This is a genomic window from Marinobacterium lutimaris (assembly GCF_900108065.1).
Classification (GTDB): Bacteria; Pseudomonadota; Gammaproteobacteria; order Pseudomonadales; family Balneatricaceae; genus Marinobacterium_D; species Marinobacterium_D lutimaris.
The window spans coordinates 1,644,626-1,659,171 of the sequence record NZ_FNVQ01000001.1 but is presented as its reverse complement, the minus strand read 5'-3'; the positions used below and the strand labels follow the sequence as shown (position 1 = coordinate 1,659,171).

Here is a 14,546-nt window from a genome sequence, read left to right as displayed (position 1 = left end):
AATGTTCGCAGAGCGTCTTAACTTCTTTTGGGGCTCTTTTTGAATTCATGCTGCTGTCTCCATAGGTTCGGTGCAGAGCTCCGGCAGGTTGGCGCGTACCAGTGCTTCGGAGAATTGAGGCGGTACGGCGTTGCCGCAGCGGGCGACTTGTTTAGTTTTGGTGATGGTGTTGCCTTCGGCGTCGCGGTCGATGATGTAGTCGAGCGGGAAGCCTTGGGCGGTGAAGAGTTCGCGGGGTTGGAGCATGCGCATCCCGATATCGACTATCTGGTAGTCGGTGCCGTGGATGGTGACCAGGCCGAAGCGGTCACGGGTTGGAATGGTGTGCAACGGTTCGCGCAGTTGCAGGCCGTCTTTGTCGTTGCCGTAGTATTTGATCAGGAATGCCTGCACCAGTGCGTGGTGGTCGCGTACGGTGACGGTGCTCATGGGGTTGCGCAGGTCGGTACCGGGGCCGGTGTAGTTGCCGCCGTAGTGCTTGGCGAGGAACGAGGTTATCAGTGCATGTTTGCTGCCGCCGGCGACGATTGTGCCGAGCGGGTTATGGATATCAAGAGATCGGGGTTTCTGCGCCGGCAGTTTGGCTAAGTCATCTTCTGCGCCGCAGACCGTGCAACCACAGGTTGGTTCTAAGTCGAAAACTGTCTGGCAGTGGTTGCAGCGATATTTTGTTTTACGTTCACCGTACCCGGTTTGAATCAGGGTTGGGGCTACCATCGCAAAGTGCCCACCCTTAACACTGGCGCACTGTGTACGCAGTGGTTCGTCGGCGGCCATATTGCGTTGGCTGCTGGCGTTGGCGTGTTCAGTGATGAACGGGGTGACCAGTGCATGGTGCGTACCGCCCGCGCTGATCGCTGATAGCGGCGCCCGTGTCTCATGGGTAGAGGTGTGGTGCTGGCTTGTTCCGCGCAGCGGGACGATAAATGGCTCCGGGTTGTCGATCACGAAGCGTTGCAGGCCCCGGGCGATGCGGCGCAGGGTGTTTTCGGCCAGTGGGCGGGTGCGTTCGAAGATGCTGGGGGCGGGGATGCTCCAGTCGATGCACTCGGCGGCGGTGCGCCATGGCAGGAGTTTGCCGCGTTTTACGGCGGGGCTGTTGGGGTCGCCGTGGGTGGGTGCGGGCCAGGTGATGGGCTGGCCATCGCGGCGGGCGATCAGGAACAGGCGTTTGCGGATGGTCGGTGCGCCATAGTCGCAGGCGCGCAGCTCTTTCCAGTCTACCTGGTAGCCCTGGCGTTTGAGGGCGTTGATAAAGGCGCGGAATTCCCGGCCTTTGTTACGCGGGCAGGGTTTGCCGTCTTTGAGGATGGGGCCCCAGGTCTGAAATTCTTCGACGTTTTCGAGCATGATGACGCGGGGTTTGACGGTGGCGGCCCAGCGCACGGCGACCCATGCGAGGCCGCGTATCTCTTTGCTGACGGGCTTGCCGCCCTTGGCCTTGCTGAAGTGTTTGCAATCGGGCGATAGCCAGCAGAGGGCCACCGGCATACCCTGCACGGCTTCGCGGGGGTCTACTTCCCATACGGATTCGCAGTAGTGCCGGGTATGCGGGTGGTTCATCGCGTGCATGGCGATGGCGTCCGGGTCGTGGTTAATGGCGATATCCACGTGGCGCCCGGTGGCCTGGTAGATGCCGGTGGAGGTGCCACCACCCCCGGCAAAGTTGTCGACGATTATTTCCCTGAACAGGTTCACGCGGCGCTCTCCTGCGGTGCTTCGAACTGGTCGCACAGGACGATGGTGGTTTCACCGTGCTGGTTGTTGATCTGGGCGGTTTTGAGCATGCCGCTGAAGTCGAGATTGCCGAGGCAGTTATCCCGGTCGCGGATGCAGCGGTCGCACTGGTTCTCGCTGGGTTGGTAGGTCATGCCGCTTTCCTCTCATCGATGAGGGCTGCTTTGCGCTCGATTTCGCGTTTGTGCTGCAGCAGGCGGATGGCGTGTTCGGCCTGGGTGATGGCATCGTCCAGGGCGTTGTGGTGGGTGCCGCTGCGGTCTAGCTTGATGTCGCGGAACTGGTTTTTCAGGGTGCGGTAGCAGCGGTTGTTCCAGAACGCCCAGGGGATCGGCAGGGTACTGGCCCGGTAGGCGTTGCCGAGGATGGCGTTGTCGAAGTCTGAACCGTTACCCCAGAGATGCACATGACGCTCACCGACGGTTTTGCGATTAATGAAATCCATGAACGATATTAGCGCCTGGTCAAGGCGTCTCATGTTTGACTCAGTTTGAGGTAGGTCGTCGCTGAGTGTTGTGACGTCCACGGTCTGTTCCATGATGGCTTCCTGCGCGGCAGGGGCTTGTTTTAGCCACCAGTAGAAGGTGCCGCCGTCGATGGTCAGGCCGGCATCGATGCAGCTCTGCAGGTCTACCACGGTGTAGAACGTGGCACCGAGCTCACCGGTTTCGGGGTTGAATGCGACGGCGCCGATGCTGAGGATGGCGGCAGTGGGTTGCTGGCTTAGGGTTTCCAGATCGACCATCACATCGGTGTATTTCGGCTTGGCCGGTTCCATACGTGGTTCGCAACCGAGCATGGTCTGGGCAGTCGGTTTGCGGCTAAGGCTCGCCTTGATGGCGTGTATCAAGTGTTTCGGGTTCATGCTGCTCTCCCATGAATTTTGTTGAACTCGTCCCGGGCGGCTTCGGCGTAGCGGTCGATATGCTTGGCGAGGTCTTCCAGGTGCACCATCCGTTTGCTTTTTTGACTGTTGCGAGAGCGAAAGCAGGGGACTTCAAGGCCGCGTTCGCAGGCGTCGCGCTCGGCGTGGGCAGCGGTGTCGTACCCCAGATAGTGGTAACAGCGCTTGAGCTCTACCGCCGGGGCTCCATCGAACTCAGCCATTAGCATGAACAGGGTTTTGGTGCGGGGCTTTTCCTTGGGCTGCGTGCTCATGCGGCGCTCCGGTCTTCGCTTTTCACCTGGCTCTGGTCGTTGTAGCGGCGCTGGCCGGAGGCGATTTGGGTGATGGTTTTGATGGCGTAGGGGATGCGGCCCGGGTGCATGTGTTCCATGTGGGCGCGGATCCGGGCCATGTCGAGTGCGCGCGCTTCGCTGAGGGTTTTGGGGTCATGCTTGGCGGCGGCGATGGCTTTGTCGGCAGCGGGTGCAACCAGGTTGGGCATGCGGAAGTTGCTCGCGCAGCCGTTGGTGCAGATGCCTTCTATGCAGCTTGAGCAGTTCATACTGATCTCCTGCTTTTCATGTTTTGAGCGATGACTTTATTAATTTCGTTCGCGGCATCGGAGCTCAGGTTAGTGAAACTATTGGCGATGGCTTCTTCGGCTATTTCCATGGTTTTGAACATGTCGTAGCAGGCCGCCGCGTAGATTTCGGCACCCATAAATTCGCCACCGAGGTTGAGCAGTTCGCGTGGGATTTCGGCATCATCGGGAAATTTAAACCCCACTGTGATGTGGTTACTCATGCGGCCTCCTCGGTGATTTCAAGGGTGGAGTCGATCAGGGTGACGGGTAGGGTAGCGTTGTGGCGCAGGGTGTCGCGCAGGTTGGTGAGGGTGGCGGCCTGTTTCGGATCGAGGCGGCCAAGGTCGTCTTTGATCAGCAGTTCCGGGTACCAGGTGATATCCAGCATCAGGCTTTTCGGGTCGATGCCGCGGAACTGGCTGTGCAGGTAGGCGAGGGCGTCTTCTTCGCAGTTGGCGGCGATTTCGGTCAGTTTGCTGCCGCCGTTGGTGCAGTCGAAGGCGTACTGATAGACGGAGACGCGGCGCAGGATTGCTTCTTCATTGAGGCGGCGCTGGCGAATTTCGGCGCGGTCAACGCGGGTGTCTTTCGGTGCATCGACGCCGATCCGTACCTGGTTGCCTTTGATGCCCAGTACGGTGACTTTGGCGTTGTCGCCGATGTGAAAGGCTTCATCGACGTTGCGGGTGAATATGAGCATGGTCAGTCCCTCGGGTTATGGGCGGGGCGGGTGCCCCGCGGGGTTTGGTGTCAGCTGACGATTTCGTAGATGTGGCCCTGTTCGATGCCGGGGAGTGTTTCTTCGGTCGGCTTGCCGTCGGCGTCTTTTACCGGGGTTTCACCGCGCAGGCGCTTGATGACATCGAGCACGGCACGTTCGTGGGCTTTGTGCGGGCGCACCAGTTCATAGCGCAGGCGCACGGAGGGGCCTTCTTTGCGGTATTTGAGGCGGCAAAGAATCATGTAGTGGTTGCCACCCTTGAACAGCTGAATGCCGAGCAGGAAGTAGGTGGGAATTTCGATTTCATTGTTGGGCCCGGCGCGGCCGTCGACTTCGTCGGTGTAGGAGATCCGCATAGCGCCGTTGTGCAGGTTTTGGCCCTGGGTGACTTTGCTTTCGCTGGTGACCTGCAGGGTGTTGGCGATTTCGATCATGGTGGTGCTGTCGGGTAGTTTGTCGACCACCACATCAAGCTCTTCCGGCTTGAATTCTTCTTCCTTGGGTTTGTAGATCTGCAGGTGGTTGTCCTGCAGGAACTCTGCAAACTCGTTCTGCTTCATCCAGTCACCGCTATGGCGCTTCCAGGATGCCCATTCATTGGTTTCCGGGCAGGTGTAGTTTGCGGTGTGGTCGCAGTTATCAGCGAAGCAGGGTGCTTCGTGGTAGTCGATCACACTTTTAAAGCTGCCGGTATCGATATTGGCGAATACGGTGCTGTCTTTGTTGGCGTAGCGGTTGTGGTAGCGGATGAAGTCTTCAATGGTGCGCAGTTGTACGCTTTTTTTGATGCGCTCAGGGCGGGGCATCAGCTCCGGCAGGACTTTGAGCTGGGCGCCTTCTGGGACCATAACGGCGGGGTATTCGTTGATTTCGAACACTTTGCCCATGGTCATGCCGGCATTGATGGCGGATTGAACGTCGGTCAGGGTTTCCATTTACTGTTCCTCTTTATGGATCGGTGGGTGGTGGCTTATGCCTGTTGCACGGCGCGGGGTGCCGGTGCTTCTTCAGCAGCGATCGGTGCTGCGGCGGCGGCGCCTTCGTGGGCCTCAAACTGGAGGCGCTTCTGGCGCGGGTCTTCGCGTTGCAGGTTGCCGTCCGGTGTCATGAACATGAACGCCTTGTCTTTGGGCTGCTGCGGTGCCTTGAGGGTGGTGTCGGCGATGATGCCGACCTGGCCGGTGGCAAGGGATTCAGGCTTTACCGTGAGCTTGAGCGTCAGCGTGCCCTGCTTGCCGGTGTCTTGAACGGCGCGCAGCAGTTCGGCGAGGTCATCGCTGAGTTCGTTGGCGGTAACGCCGTAGTCCATGGTGGACAGCGTGTTGATGAAGAGATCGGGACGGTGCTTGTTCATTGATTTCCCCTTGGGTTGTCGGTGGTACTGCTGGTTTATGCCGCTGCCGGTGCGGGCAGTAGTGGGCATTCGGGTATTTCGAGCAGGCGCAGGGCGGCGTTAAGTTCGGTGACGGCTTCGTTGGCTTGCTGGGCGGTTGTGCCGTTGATCTGCAGCGCGGCGCGGGCGTTTTGCATGGCGTGTTCTATCTGCTGCAGGTGGCGTTCGGTCAGGTTGACGTCTGTGGTGCGCATCAGGCGGCCTCTGTGTCTTTGTCTTGTGGGTGAAATTGTTCCTGTAGCCAGATCAGTCCGGCGCCGGTGACCAGGGGCACGGCGTATTCGTCGGGGATGCCGGTTACCGGGTTTGTAAATTTGCGGGTGTCAAAGGTGAGCCAGCCGCTTTTCTGGGCGCGAACGCTTGGGATGTTTTCTTTGTTCAGCAGCTTCTGTTCGCGCAGGAACTTGAACAGCTGCGGGCGTGTGGTGCCGAGGGTGCGGGCGGCGGCTTGCATGCTGAGGCCGTGGATGTGTTGGGTGGTCATGCGGCGGCCTCCATCTGTTTGATGACGGCATCGACGTTGGCTTTGATGACGTCGAATTCGATTACCCAGACCCAGGGGTTGGCTGACCAGCTTCCAGAGCCGTTAATTCGATTCCACAGAATGGCGAATGATGTGCGTTCATCAGCAACGAAGTCGCCAGCGACTCCGCCTACCGCCCTCGGCAGATCCGGCTTATCGCACCCCTCTGCAGCAGCGTCTGCGGCGCTGATATCCCGCAGGCGCTCAACACGGACGCTGGTGATGCGCAGGGTGATGCGGCTGGCACTGCGGTGCATGTGGATGGAGGGGCGAAGCCTGATGTCATAGGGCTCGACCTCGGTCATGTCATCGGGGGCGGGGCGCAGGCCTGTATCTAGAATTTCGGTGCCTAGTTCGCTTGCCGCATAGACGGGGCCGAGATAGCCGTGCTCTTCGACCTTGATCGTTTTTTCACGGACGTAAATAAGGTCGCCGGTGCGGCCGAACGGGCACAGGCCGCCATACTCAGTGTTGTAGTTGTTCATGCATTCTTGTTCGGTTTTGCCGAAGACACCGAAGCCCCACTGCGGGTGGCGCTGCGCGACTGACATGTATTCAGTGGCATCATGGGTTAGCTTCGGCAGTTGCCACTCAGGTACTAAGCGCCGGGTCTGCCTTTTTCGTCCGTCCAGCAGGGCGCGGACCATATCTCCGGTAAATAACATCGGACGTGCTTTCATGACCGCACCTCCCAGCGCTCGGCGGTGCGATAGCCGCCGCCGGTGGCTTCCCATTGGTTGCCTTCTGGGTCGATGGCGATGCAGCCGGGCGTCCACATTTCCGGGTTGCGCAGTTCGTTCATCCAGCCCGCGTATTCAGTGCCGTGGGCGATGATGATCACGCCATCCGGGTGGTTGTGCTGTTCGCGGTAGTAACGTGCGCGTTCGATCAGGTTCATACCGTTTCCCTCTGCTGTCTTTGCCAGTAGGCCGCGTCGTTAGCGATATAGAGTTCTTCGCTAAGGCATGCGCTATTGCTGAGTGCTTCAAATGTTTCAGTGGCAAGGAAGAGGGTTGCAGCTATGTCGCCGTTCTCTTCATAAAGATCTAGCGCGAATTGGGCTTCTTTCGGGTCTACTTCTAGCGCTTTGTAGCTATCGAAAGCGTTGGTGGTTTCGCTATCGGTTTTGAAAGCTGCGCCGATTCCGGTGTACCTCGCGGCGTTAGTCGAATCGAGGTAGAAAAACTCCATGTATCGAGACATTTTCATCCCCTCCCTTATGCCGCCGGCAGGTTGCCGGTATCCGCTTCTGCGAGCGCGGCGCGCAGGCGACGGGTGTTGACCAATTTGGCGACCTTGCCGGTGCCGTCGATGACAACCAGGCGGCCGGTGGTGGCCTGCAGGTTGCGGATTTTGTCGATACAGCTGCTGACGGTGGGGTGTACCAGTACGGTGCTCATGCGCGTGTCTCCTGCTGGGGTTCGGCCTGCCAGTTGAGGTCGTAGGTTTGGTAGATGCCGCCGGCGTAGCCGTTGGTCAGCTCGTCCAGAATGGCGAGGCGTTCGGCGGGGCTGGCGGTGTTGAAGTCGGCGAACAGCTGGGGAGCGATCTGGCCGTTGCGGCTGTTGCGCCCGCTGCGGTTGGATCGGCTGCTGCGGGTGTTTCGGCCGCTGCGTCCGCCACGGGGTGCCGGGCGGTCGGGGTGGTTGATCGGGTCTGTGGTGTTGCTGCTGAGCAGTTCCGCCACGTTGTCGGCCAGCGCCGGGCCGATGCCGAGTGCCTGTGCGCCGATGGCGATCAATAGCCCCAGGGAGATAAAGCCCTCGCGCACCGCATTCAGCACGCACTCCAGCCGGTTTTTGGCGTTGAGTTTGAAACGCACGCGCCGGGCGGTGCCTTCAACGGTACCGGGTGAGCGGTGCGTGACTTTGGCGATCTCTTTGGTGCTGAGCCCGTCGCGGGTTAGCTCAACGTATTCGAGTTCGCGGGGTGCGAGTGTGATCATGTTGCTAAACTCCCTGTTTGGCGTTTCTGGGAGTAAATTTAGCTTCATGCTAAAGATTGATCAAGCGAGATTTAGCATTTTAGGTGCTAAAGTTTTGCGCACTCTGCTAAATCAATGAGATAGGAAGTAGAAGTTTCTTTGTAGTAGGCATAAAAAAGCCCGCACTCGGCGGGCTATTTTGGTGTTGGTGCTGGGTTTACAGCTTCCAGAACCCCGTTTTGGTGCCGCAGGCTCGGCACTGGGGTGAGCGTTGCAGGCCTATGGCCGGGAGCCACACAAAGACGCAGAAGGCGAGAAAGGCGATGACTGCCGTGGCGATGGCACCGCCAAACAGGATGGTCACCAGGCCAGCGAACACGATGGCCAGCAGTAGCATTAGTATGTGGTTGGGTGGGTGCTCGATGTGTTCGGTGACTTTGTTGCACTGCTCACAATGGCGCATGTTGATGGTGGTGCCCATGGTCCCTTCCTTATTGCGGGTGGCGATTAGCGCATCACATCAACCTGGGTGATCACGCCGTCATACTCGTCAATGATGAAGGTGCGGCCGTTAACGATGTACTGGTGACGGGTGCCCCAGCCGGTGTCGCCCCGGCAGGATGAGCGGGTGGGTTGTTTGCAGACCCTGGCGGTATCCCAGCGGGCGGCGCGGCCAAGGGCTGATTGTGCTTTAACGATGGAGTCGCCTGCGTCAATCAGGATCGAGCCGCCGCCGGGTTTATCGACGCGAAGGGCGTGTGCTTGGGAGGCGGCGAGGCATGAAGCCGCGATCACTGCGGCGGTAAGGGCTTTCTTCATGGTTTTTGCTCTCCTTGTCGGCACGACTGCATCCTGCGCCTGGTTTGGGATTATCGGCGTCTGCGCACCGTTGAGATCCAGAATACGAATCCGATTATACGGAAGTCATGGAGCTGGTCACCGTATAGATCTTCATCGGGGTATTCGTTGCGCTCTTCACTGCGGATGCGGATGCCGCCATTGGGCAGGCGGTACAGGTATTTGATGCGCAGCATGCCGCCATGCTCAATGGCGTATATTTCGCCATCAATGATATCGGTGCAGCTGGTATCGACGCCAACAGCTGCACCATGCGGTACCACATTGCCCATGCTGTCGCCTTTGGCGAAGCAGGCAGCGGCGTGTTCCGGCTGCACGCCGGCGCTGCGCATGGTTGAACGAGAAAAGCGGATCTTCGGGCCCTGGCGTTCTACGACCTCTGTCGCACCGGTCCCGGCGGCAAGTTCTACTTCCATGAACAGGGGTACCTCTACTTCGTCATCTTCAAGCGGGGTTTGGCTATCCCATCCTGAAATTGGCATGAGGGCAGGGTGGTGCTGTGCACCTGGTTGTTTTACGAAGGCGTCTTCAACTTTGAGATCTATGATTTTCGGTGCGTATTTAAAAGATGCAGCGAGTGTGTCGTTGTTTGATTGGCGAGGGGTGTCTAACCAGCCCTCTTCGAGCTGCATCGCGGTTTCAATTTTGCGCGCTAGTTTTGGCCCGAGCCCGCGTTTCCCTTTTGGAGAAAGGATCTGGCTCAGGGTGCTAGCTGATGTGCCGCAGCGTTCGGCGAACTTCTCTTGGGTGAGGTTCGATTCAGCGATCAGCGTGCGTAAGTTGATGATTCTGGTTTTGTTTACGTCCATTCGCTGATTATCCGACTGTTTAGCATTGTGATAAATATTCATTGTGCTAAATGCTTTCTTGCTGAAAATTTAGCGCGATGCTAAAGTTTCCGGTGTTCGTATAGGAGGCACCGATGAAGCTAAGCAAGTGGCTTAAGGATCACACCGCGGAAGAGCGCAAGGCTCTGGCAACGGCAGCGGGTACGACTGTTGCGTATCTCTACCAGTTGGCCGGTGGTCATCGCACACCCAGCTATAAGCTGGCTAATGCCATCGAGCGCAAAACCAACGGAGAAGTCCCGGCGAACTCTTATTTCGAAGATGAAGAAGGAGCCACCGCCGCCTGACTGACAATTTCAGTCTAGGCGGTGGTGGTTCTTTTTTTTAGACAAACGGCCGTACTGGTCAGCTATACAGGGGATTCAGGATGAAGTTGATAGGCATCGCCGGGCGCGCCAACAGCGGCAAAGACACCTTGGCCGGTTTGATTCTGGAGCATGTCACCGGGCAGCAGCGGGCGTTTGCCGATCCGCTGCGTCGTGCGGCCATGGAGATTTTCGGCCTGACGCTGGAGCAGATGACGGACCGGGACCTTAAAGAGAAGGTGATCCCTTACTGGGGCTATTCGCCGCGGCAGGTGCTGCAACTGCTGGGTACCGAGAGTATCCGTGATGTGTTTGGCCCGGATACCTGGGTGAAGCGCGCGGCGCTGGGCCTGGAGGAGCTGCTGGCCGTTGATGCCGATGAACGCTACGACGGTGATGTGGTGGTGTTCACCGATTGCCGTTTCGCCGAAGAGGCGCGCTGGATTCGCCAGAGCGGTGGGGTGGTGATCCATATCACCCGCCCGGGCCTAGCAGCGGTGCATGGCCATGTGTCTGAAATGCCGCTGCCGGAGGCGCTGATCGATTTTGTGGTGGTGAATGACGGTTCTATCGATGACCTGCGCCACCAGGTGCTGCATCAAGTGGCCGGATGGCTGGATCAGGGTGAGCACTACCAGGTTGAACGGAGGGTGGCGTGATGAGCCGTTTCCGTACTTATGGGCCGCTGGTCTGGATCGGCTTTGATGATGCGGGTAAGCCCGCTGTTCTGAAGCGGACGCCCACAACACATCCCTATAACTACGATTCATTTCTGCTGTTCGCCAACACGCAGTATGAGGGTCTGCCGGCAAAGTCAGTCTATTCGGATCGCTTGTATCAGTGGGATGCGGAAAAGCATGACCGCCTGTGCACTGAGTTCTTTGGCAATACCGGCCAGTATTGGGATCAGCGTGATCCAGAGTTGATCGAGGCTTTTTTGCAGGCCTATTTCGATGAACCTGAGTTGGTGTTGGTGCACGTAACCCAGCACTGCAATCAGGCCACGGGGTTTCCCTGCTGGCAAATGGATTACGCATAAGGGGGGCATGATGGAACGCAGAGACTACACCCTGGAGGATGCCGCTGAGGCGCTTCAGTACCTTAATGATTCTGATCGCGAGTTGTGGATCAGCATGGGCGGTGCACTAAAAAATGAGTTCGGCGATGCTGGTTTTGACGCTTGGGATACGTGGTCCAGCCGTTACGACAAGTATGACGCCAAGGTTGTTAAAAACACATGGAAGGGGCTTAAAACCTACGGTCGTGAAAAGACTGCAACGCTTGGTTCTTTGGTCTATCTAGCTAAACAGGCAGGCTGGGTGCCTCGTGAAATGACCGACCAGGAACAGGAGAGGCTGCGGATTGAAGCAGAAAAGCGCCGAGTAAAGGCGGCAGAGCGTGCCAAGCTTCAGGCGGCGCACGATGCGAAACTGGCCGCTGCGGTGGCTAAGCTGTGCCAGCAGCTTTTCACCGAGCACAACGTGAAGCCGGTGGGCCGTTCCAGTTATATCGCCAACAAGAAGGTGAATGCCTTCGGGGTGGGTTTTGCCAAGCTGGCGATGTTTGCCGAGGTGAATACCGATACCTGCGACACCCGGCTGCTGATCGGTAATACCGAGTGCGGTTCGGCGCTGACCGAGGCGAACAACCGCGATAAAGATACCGATCCGCGTTCGTTCCGCTACCTGAGTGGCGATGCGGTGATTGTGCCGCTGCGCGATATCAACGGCGTGATCCATAACCTGCAGGTGATCTACAAAACCGGCAAAAAGACGTTTTTCAAAGGCGGGCGTAAGTCGGGCCTGATGCATGGCATCGGCTTTGATCTGACCGCTGATGATATCCCTGAAACCCTGCTGGTGGCCGAAGGCTATTCCACGGCAGCGAGTCTGCACATGGCCACCGGTTATCCGGCAGTGATGGCGATCGATAGCGGCAACCTGCCCACGGTGGCAAAGGCGCTGCGCGAACGTTACCCCGACACGCTGTTGGTGTTCTGCGCGGATAACGACACTGAAACCGAAGGTAACCCCGGTGTGACGAAAGCCAAGCAGGCCGCTGCGGAAGTGGGTGGTGTTGTACTGGTGCCTGAGTTTTTGGAGGCGGCATGAGTAGTAAACGCAAAGTCACCGAGCGGGATTTGAGAATGCCTGAGTTTCGTGACGCTGATCTGGAAGACCTGGAGTTTCGTGATGATGGCCAGTTGGTTCGGAAAGATCGGTGGGAGCGGGGTATACGCCGGATCGCTGGAGTATTCGGTATCAACCACAGTTTCGAAATAGACGAAGTTGTTAATAGTGTTCGTTTGCTAGTGGATCAGGTGAGTCACTGGGAGTCGGTTGAAGATACAGATTGGGAAGACATCCCAACTGGCTTAAAAGCTGTCGATATTATGGCTTTCGACGGAAGTGTATTGATGGGGGCTACTTATCTTCCAGATTCGGACGTTTGGCGTTGGTGTGACATGCCAGTATTCAACCGGTCGGAGGTTGAATACTGGCGAGGAACAAGGATGAAAAACGCTGATGAGGTGGAGTCTGTATGAGCCTATCCGACTTCAACGACCTCCACGTATCCCAGGGCCTGGACGCAGTCCGCGACCAGGTGATGCAGGCGGTGGAGCGCGGCGCCCGTGCGGCGAATGATGAACCGCCCCTACCGGAAGAGATACCGCCAGAGTATGAAAGTGATGACCTCCCTCGCTCTCCCTCCGGGCAGGGCGGAGCCAAACGTAGGGGGATGGTTGTTCCGGCGCTGTTCGACCTGAAGCACCACTTCGCGCTGATCTATGGCACCGATACGGTGTTCGATGGGATACAGCGAAAGATCATGCGGCTATCGCACTTGAAAGAGGCGGTGGGTGCTGAGCGGTATAAGGCGTGGCAATCGTCGGAAGAACGGGTGGTGGTGCGCAACGTGGTGTTTGATCCATCGGGCCGCTATGACGTCAACGAGTATGTGAACCTGTATGACGGCCTGCCGATGCAGCGAGGGCCGGCCACTGAAGAGGATGTTAAACCGATCCTTAACCATATCTGGTGGATGGCCAGCGGGGATAAGACGGTTTACCGCTGGCTGATCAAGTGGATTGCGTATCCGCTGCAGAACCCGGGCGCGAAGATGCAGAGCTCGATCATTAACTACGGTGCTGAGGGAACGGGTAAATCGTTTCTGTGGGAGCAGGTGGTTAAGCGGATGTATGGCCGGTATGGCATCACGGTAGGGCAGGCGCAGCTGGAAAGCACCTTTACCACCTGGAAGAGCCATAAGCTGTTTGTGGTGGCTGAGGAGGTGGTGAGCCGGGCGGAGAAGGCGCACTACAAGGGCCAGCTCAAGCATATGGTGACGGGCGATAAGCACATCATCAATGAAAAGAACCTGCCGGAACGCGAAGAGGATAACCTGATGAACTTCGTGTTTCTGTCGAACAATACGCAGCCGCTTGAGCTGGACTACGGGGATCGGCGTTACCTGGCGTTGTTTATGGGCCAGCCGAAACCGAAGTCGTATTACCAGGAGTTGGGTTCATGGGTTGAGGATGGCGGTGTTGAGGCTTTCTACAACTGGTTGGTGGATCTGGATCTGGCGGATTTTACGCCCCATGACGCACCGCCGAGCACTGAGGCGAAGGAATCGTTGATCGATATGTCGATGCCGAGCCCTCAGTATTTTTATCGGCAATGGGCCAGCGGTGATCTTCCTATCCCCTTGGGGCCGGTGGTGAATGATGATCTCTACCTGGCGTATCAGCGGTGGTGCGAAAAATCACGGGAGTATGTGATGAGCCACCGTAAGTTCAGCGGTGAGCTTAAGCGGTTTCTGCGGCAGGAACGGGTGGATATACAGCACCCGATGGCCGATACCGAGCGCCGAACGAAGCGCGTCTGGGTGCCTGATACCTGGGTGCCTGAGAATCCGGCTGAGCGTGTGCGGTGCATTGAGAAGTGCTGCCAGGCGGCTAATCAGGAGGTGGGGCGGTACCACAAGGGGGAGGTCCAGTGATGGTCCGACACTTCCGACACTTTGTCCGACGCTTCTTCCGACACTTTGAGCCCAGCAATGGCGGGGCCTCGACACTTCCGACACTTTTTCTCACAGACGCTTCACGCGGGCGCGCGCGTACATGTGAGAGTCTGTTTTTTAGTGTCGGAAGTGTCGGAAGTGTCGGAAATATAAATAAAGGTTTGATAGTTAAGGGAAATAATTTCCGACACTTCTTCCGACACATTGAGAACGGTGTTTTTCAAAGTGTCGGCGGGTTAATTCGCGGTGAGCAGGGGGTGAATCATGGGTGATGCAGCAGAGACTTTGGATCAACAGCGGGAACCGACCACCATCGCCTGGATCGATGTGCGGTTGAAGGCCTGGGCCGAGTGGTGCGAAACCGGCGGCGTGGTGGTGGGCCTGGGGTATGGCAAGAACCCCATCGGCGGCGCCGTGGATAACGGCGGTATGATCATCCGCAGCACGGGCACCGCTGCCCAGCCGGACAGCTACGATCCGAACTATGAGATCGACCAGGCGGTGGTGAAGCTGGGTGCCGACCTGAAAACGGTGGTGGTAGAGCACTACCGCCATGAGGATGCGCCTGAAGCCAAACGGGTGTACCGTTGCGGATGTAGCCGATCCACTTACTTCCGCCGACTGGCCAAGGCCCACCAGCATATCCTGTTTATGCTGCCGGCAGAGAAGAAGGTGCGGAGTGGGGCGGGTGCGATGGCTGCCGCTGCTGAACGCCGTGCTGCCCGTAAAGCTGGGAGGGGTTAAT

General features: G+C 57.9%; 26 protein-coding genes. 7 read left to right on the top strand and 19 right to left on the bottom strand.

The window, feature by feature from the left end; translation table 11 throughout:
* Positions 1-45: 45 nt before the first annotated feature.
* The 19 genes from C4S72_RS07655 to C4S72_RS07570 form a co-directional block, all read right to left on the bottom strand.
* On the bottom strand, positions 46-1,698 hold the full coding sequence (locus C4S72_RS07655) for a DNA cytosine methyltransferase (protein ID WP_104002427.1): 1,653 nt from the start codon (positions 1,696-1,698) through the stop codon (positions 46-48).
* Positions 1,695-1,871 (bottom strand): hypothetical protein, encoded by a 177-nt coding sequence (locus tag C4S72_RS25760; protein WP_160115470.1) that lies wholly within the window; start codon positions 1,869-1,871, stop codon positions 1,695-1,697. Before C4S72_RS25760 ends, C4S72_RS07655 begins: the two co-directional genes overlap by 4 nt.
* Positions 1,868-2,602: a 3'-5' exonuclease gene (locus C4S72_RS07650; RefSeq protein ID WP_104002426.1), complete on the bottom strand. Its 735-nt coding sequence runs from the start codon at positions 2,600-2,602 to the stop codon at positions 1,868-1,870. Before C4S72_RS07650 ends, C4S72_RS25760 begins: the two co-directional genes overlap by 4 nt.
* On the bottom strand, positions 2,599-2,895 hold the full coding sequence (locus C4S72_RS07645; protein WP_104002425.1) for a pyocin activator PrtN family protein: 297 nt from the start codon (positions 2,893-2,895) through the stop codon (positions 2,599-2,601). The genes C4S72_RS07650 and C4S72_RS07645 overlap by 4 nt, the downstream gene beginning before the upstream one ends.
* Entirely contained in the window at positions 2,892-3,185 is a 294-nt protein-coding gene (locus C4S72_RS07640; RefSeq protein ID WP_104002424.1) for a hypothetical protein, read from the bottom strand. The genes C4S72_RS07645 and C4S72_RS07640 overlap by 4 nt, the downstream gene beginning before the upstream one ends.
* Positions 3,182-3,427: a hypothetical protein gene (locus C4S72_RS07635; protein WP_104002423.1), complete on the bottom strand. Its 246-nt coding sequence runs from the start codon at positions 3,425-3,427 to the stop codon at positions 3,182-3,184. The genes C4S72_RS07640 and C4S72_RS07635 overlap by 4 nt, the downstream gene beginning before the upstream one ends.
* Complete coding sequence (locus tag C4S72_RS26215) at positions 3,424-3,906, bottom strand: carbon storage regulator (protein WP_104002422.1); 483 nt, start codon at positions 3,904-3,906, stop codon at positions 3,424-3,426. The genes C4S72_RS07635 and C4S72_RS26215 overlap by 4 nt, the downstream gene beginning before the upstream one ends.
* A gap of 50 nt (positions 3,907-3,956) precedes the next feature.
* Positions 3,957-4,862, bottom strand: a complete 906-nt coding sequence (locus C4S72_RS07625) for a DUF2303 family protein (protein ID WP_104002421.1) — start codon at positions 4,860-4,862, stop codon at positions 3,957-3,959.
* Between the two features lie 35 nt (positions 4,863-4,897).
* Entirely contained in the window at positions 4,898-5,350 is a 453-nt protein-coding gene (locus C4S72_RS07620) for a hypothetical protein (protein ID WP_146071875.1), read from the bottom strand.
* Positions 5,317-5,514, bottom strand: coding sequence for a hypothetical protein (locus C4S72_RS07615; RefSeq protein WP_104002419.1), 198 nt, complete (start codon positions 5,512-5,514; stop codon positions 5,317-5,319). Before C4S72_RS07615 ends, C4S72_RS07620 begins: the two co-directional genes overlap by 34 nt.
* Positions 5,514-5,804 carry a phage antirepressor KilAC domain-containing protein gene (locus C4S72_RS07610; RefSeq protein WP_104002418.1) on the bottom strand — a complete coding sequence of 97 codons (291 nt, stop codon included), beginning with the start codon at positions 5,802-5,804 and terminating at the stop codon, positions 5,514-5,516. The genes C4S72_RS07615 and C4S72_RS07610 overlap by 1 nt, the downstream gene beginning before the upstream one ends.
* Positions 5,801-6,523 (bottom strand): ASCH domain-containing protein, encoded by a 723-nt coding sequence (locus C4S72_RS07605; RefSeq protein ID WP_200826688.1) that lies wholly within the window; start codon positions 6,521-6,523, stop codon positions 5,801-5,803. Before C4S72_RS07605 ends, C4S72_RS07610 begins: the two co-directional genes overlap by 4 nt.
* A complete protein-coding gene (locus C4S72_RS07600; protein ID WP_104002417.1) occupies positions 6,520-6,741 on the bottom strand; it encodes a hypothetical protein in 222 nt (73 codons plus the stop codon). The genes C4S72_RS07605 and C4S72_RS07600 overlap by 4 nt, the downstream gene beginning before the upstream one ends.
* Positions 6,738-7,046, bottom strand: a complete 309-nt coding sequence (locus C4S72_RS07595; protein ID WP_104002416.1) for a hypothetical protein — start codon at positions 7,044-7,046, stop codon at positions 6,738-6,740. Before C4S72_RS07595 ends, C4S72_RS07600 begins: the two co-directional genes overlap by 4 nt.
* Before the next feature lie 14 nt (positions 7,047-7,060).
* Entirely contained in the window at positions 7,061-7,243 is a 183-nt protein-coding gene (locus C4S72_RS07590) for a hypothetical protein (protein ID WP_104002415.1), read from the bottom strand.
* The gene (locus C4S72_RS07585; RefSeq protein WP_160115469.1) at positions 7,240-7,788 is read right to left on the bottom strand and encodes a response regulator transcription factor; all 549 of its coding nucleotides are present in this window, start codon (positions 7,786-7,788) and stop codon (positions 7,240-7,242) included. Before C4S72_RS07585 ends, C4S72_RS07590 begins: the two co-directional genes overlap by 4 nt.
* Positions 7,789-7,984: 196 nt before the next feature.
* The gene (locus C4S72_RS07580) at positions 7,985-8,248 is read right to left on the bottom strand and encodes a hypothetical protein (RefSeq protein WP_104002413.1); all 264 of its coding nucleotides are present in this window, start codon (positions 8,246-8,248) and stop codon (positions 7,985-7,987) included.
* Between the two features lie 26 nt (positions 8,249-8,274).
* A complete protein-coding gene (locus C4S72_RS07575; RefSeq protein WP_104002412.1) occupies positions 8,275-8,586 on the bottom strand; it encodes a hypothetical protein in 312 nt (103 codons plus the stop codon).
* Positions 8,587-8,636: 50 nt separating this feature from the next.
* Positions 8,637-9,476 carry a LexA family transcriptional regulator gene (locus tag C4S72_RS07570; RefSeq protein WP_104002411.1) on the bottom strand — a complete coding sequence of 280 codons (840 nt, stop codon included), beginning with the start codon at positions 9,474-9,476 and terminating at the stop codon, positions 8,637-8,639.
* A 71-nt stretch (positions 9,477-9,547) separates the two neighbouring features.
* On the opposite strand from C4S72_RS07570, the gene C4S72_RS07565 reads away from it, so the two are divergent.
* From C4S72_RS07565 to C4S72_RS07535, 7 genes are all read left to right on the top strand, one after another.
* A complete protein-coding gene (locus tag C4S72_RS07565) occupies positions 9,548-9,760 on the top strand; it encodes a helix-turn-helix domain-containing protein (RefSeq protein WP_104002410.1) in 213 nt (70 codons plus the stop codon).
* A gap of 80 nt (positions 9,761-9,840) precedes the next feature.
* The gene (locus C4S72_RS07560; protein ID WP_104002409.1) at positions 9,841-10,437 is read left to right on the top strand and encodes a deoxynucleotide monophosphate kinase family protein; all 597 of its coding nucleotides are present in this window, start codon (positions 9,841-9,843) and stop codon (positions 10,435-10,437) included.
* On the top strand, positions 10,437-10,817 hold the full coding sequence (locus C4S72_RS07555) for a hypothetical protein (protein WP_200826687.1): 381 nt from the start codon (positions 10,437-10,439) through the stop codon (positions 10,815-10,817). The genes C4S72_RS07560 and C4S72_RS07555 overlap by 1 nt, the downstream gene beginning before the upstream one ends.
* 10 nt (positions 10,818-10,827) lie before the next feature.
* On the top strand, positions 10,828-11,889 hold the full coding sequence (locus tag C4S72_RS07550) for a PriCT-2 domain-containing protein (protein WP_160115468.1): 1,062 nt from the start codon (positions 10,828-10,830) through the stop codon (positions 11,887-11,889).
* A complete protein-coding gene (locus C4S72_RS25900) occupies positions 11,886-12,323 on the top strand; it encodes a hypothetical protein (RefSeq protein ID WP_200826686.1) in 438 nt (145 codons plus the stop codon). Before C4S72_RS07550 ends, C4S72_RS25900 begins: the two co-directional genes overlap by 4 nt.
* Positions 12,320-13,780 carry a DUF5906 domain-containing protein gene (locus C4S72_RS07540; RefSeq protein WP_104002407.1) on the top strand — a complete coding sequence of 487 codons (1,461 nt, stop codon included), beginning with the start codon at positions 12,320-12,322 and terminating at the stop codon, positions 13,778-13,780. Before C4S72_RS25900 ends, C4S72_RS07540 begins: the two co-directional genes overlap by 4 nt.
* Positions 13,781-14,065: 285 nt before the next feature.
* Positions 14,066-14,545: a hypothetical protein gene (locus tag C4S72_RS07535; RefSeq protein WP_104002406.1), complete on the top strand. Its 480-nt coding sequence runs from the start codon at positions 14,066-14,068 to the stop codon at positions 14,543-14,545.
* Position 14,546: the final 1 nt, after the last annotated feature.

Coding starts and splice junctions, on each gene's coding strand:
- C4S72_RS07605 (WP_200826688.1), bottom strand. CDS start 6,523: ATGAAAGCACGTCCGATGTTATTTACCGGAGATATGGTCCGCGCCCTG.
- C4S72_RS07575 (WP_104002412.1), bottom strand. CDS start 8,586: ATGAAGAAAGCCCTTACCGCCGCAGTGATCGCGGCTTCATGCCTCGCC.
- C4S72_RS07645 (WP_104002425.1), bottom strand. CDS start 2,895: ATGAGCACGCAGCCCAAGGAAAAGCCCCGCACCAAAACCCTGTTCATG.
- C4S72_RS07600 (WP_104002417.1), bottom strand. CDS start 6,741: ATGAACCTGATCGAACGCGCACGTTACTACCGCGAACAGCACAACCAC.
- C4S72_RS07590 (WP_104002415.1), bottom strand. CDS start 7,243: ATGAGCACCGTACTGGTACACCCCACCGTCAGCAGCTGTATCGACAAA.
- C4S72_RS07585 (WP_160115469.1), bottom strand. CDS start 7,788: ATGATCACACTCGCACCCCGCGAACTCGAATACGTTGAGCTAACCCGC.
- C4S72_RS07560 (WP_104002409.1), top strand. CDS start 9,841: ATGAAGTTGATAGGCATCGCCGGGCGCGCCAACAGCGGCAAAGACACC.
- C4S72_RS07580 (WP_104002413.1), bottom strand. CDS start 8,248: ATGGGCACCACCATCAACATGCGCCATTGTGAGCAGTGCAACAAAGTC.
- C4S72_RS07635 (WP_104002423.1), bottom strand. CDS start 3,427: ATGAGTAACCACATCACAGTGGGGTTTAAATTTCCCGATGATGCCGAA.
- C4S72_RS25760 (WP_160115470.1), bottom strand. CDS start 1,871: ATGACCTACCAACCCAGCGAGAACCAGTGCGACCGCTGCATCCGCGAC.
- C4S72_RS07640 (WP_104002424.1), bottom strand. CDS start 3,185: ATGAACTGCTCAAGCTGCATAGAAGGCATCTGCACCAACGGCTGCGCG.
- C4S72_RS07625 (WP_104002421.1), bottom strand. CDS start 4,862: ATGGAAACCCTGACCGACGTTCAATCCGCCATCAATGCCGGCATGACC.
- C4S72_RS07565 (WP_104002410.1), top strand. CDS start 9,548: ATGAAGCTAAGCAAGTGGCTTAAGGATCACACCGCGGAAGAGCGCAAG.
- C4S72_RS25900 (WP_200826686.1), top strand. CDS start 11,886: ATGAGTAGTAAACGCAAAGTCACCGAGCGGGATTTGAGAATGCCTGAG.
- C4S72_RS07595 (WP_104002416.1), bottom strand. CDS start 7,046: ATGTCTCGATACATGGAGTTTTTCTACCTCGATTCGACTAACGCCGCG.
- C4S72_RS07540 (WP_104002407.1), top strand. CDS start 12,320: ATGAGCCTATCCGACTTCAACGACCTCCACGTATCCCAGGGCCTGGAC.
- C4S72_RS07535 (WP_104002406.1), top strand. CDS start 14,066: ATGGGTGATGCAGCAGAGACTTTGGATCAACAGCGGGAACCGACCACC.
- C4S72_RS07555 (WP_200826687.1), top strand. CDS start 10,437: ATGAGCCGTTTCCGTACTTATGGGCCGCTGGTCTGGATCGGCTTTGAT.
- C4S72_RS07615 (WP_104002419.1), bottom strand. CDS start 5,514: ATGCGCACCACAGACGTCAACCTGACCGAACGCCACCTGCAGCAGATA.
- C4S72_RS07570 (WP_104002411.1), bottom strand. CDS start 9,476: ATGAATATTTATCACAATGCTAAACAGTCGGATAATCAGCGAATGGAC.
- C4S72_RS07650 (WP_104002426.1), bottom strand. CDS start 2,602: ATGAACCCGAAACACTTGATACACGCCATCAAGGCGAGCCTTAGCCGC.
- C4S72_RS07550 (WP_160115468.1), top strand. CDS start 10,828: ATGGAACGCAGAGACTACACCCTGGAGGATGCCGCTGAGGCGCTTCAG.
- C4S72_RS07620 (WP_146071875.1), bottom strand. CDS start 5,350: ATGCCCACTACTGCCCGCACCGGCAGCGGCATAAACCAGCAGTACCAC.
- C4S72_RS26215 (WP_104002422.1), bottom strand. CDS start 3,906: ATGCTCATATTCACCCGCAACGTCGATGAAGCCTTTCACATCGGCGAC.
- C4S72_RS07610 (WP_104002418.1), bottom strand. CDS start 5,804: ATGACCACCCAACACATCCACGGCCTCAGCATGCAAGCCGCCGCCCGC.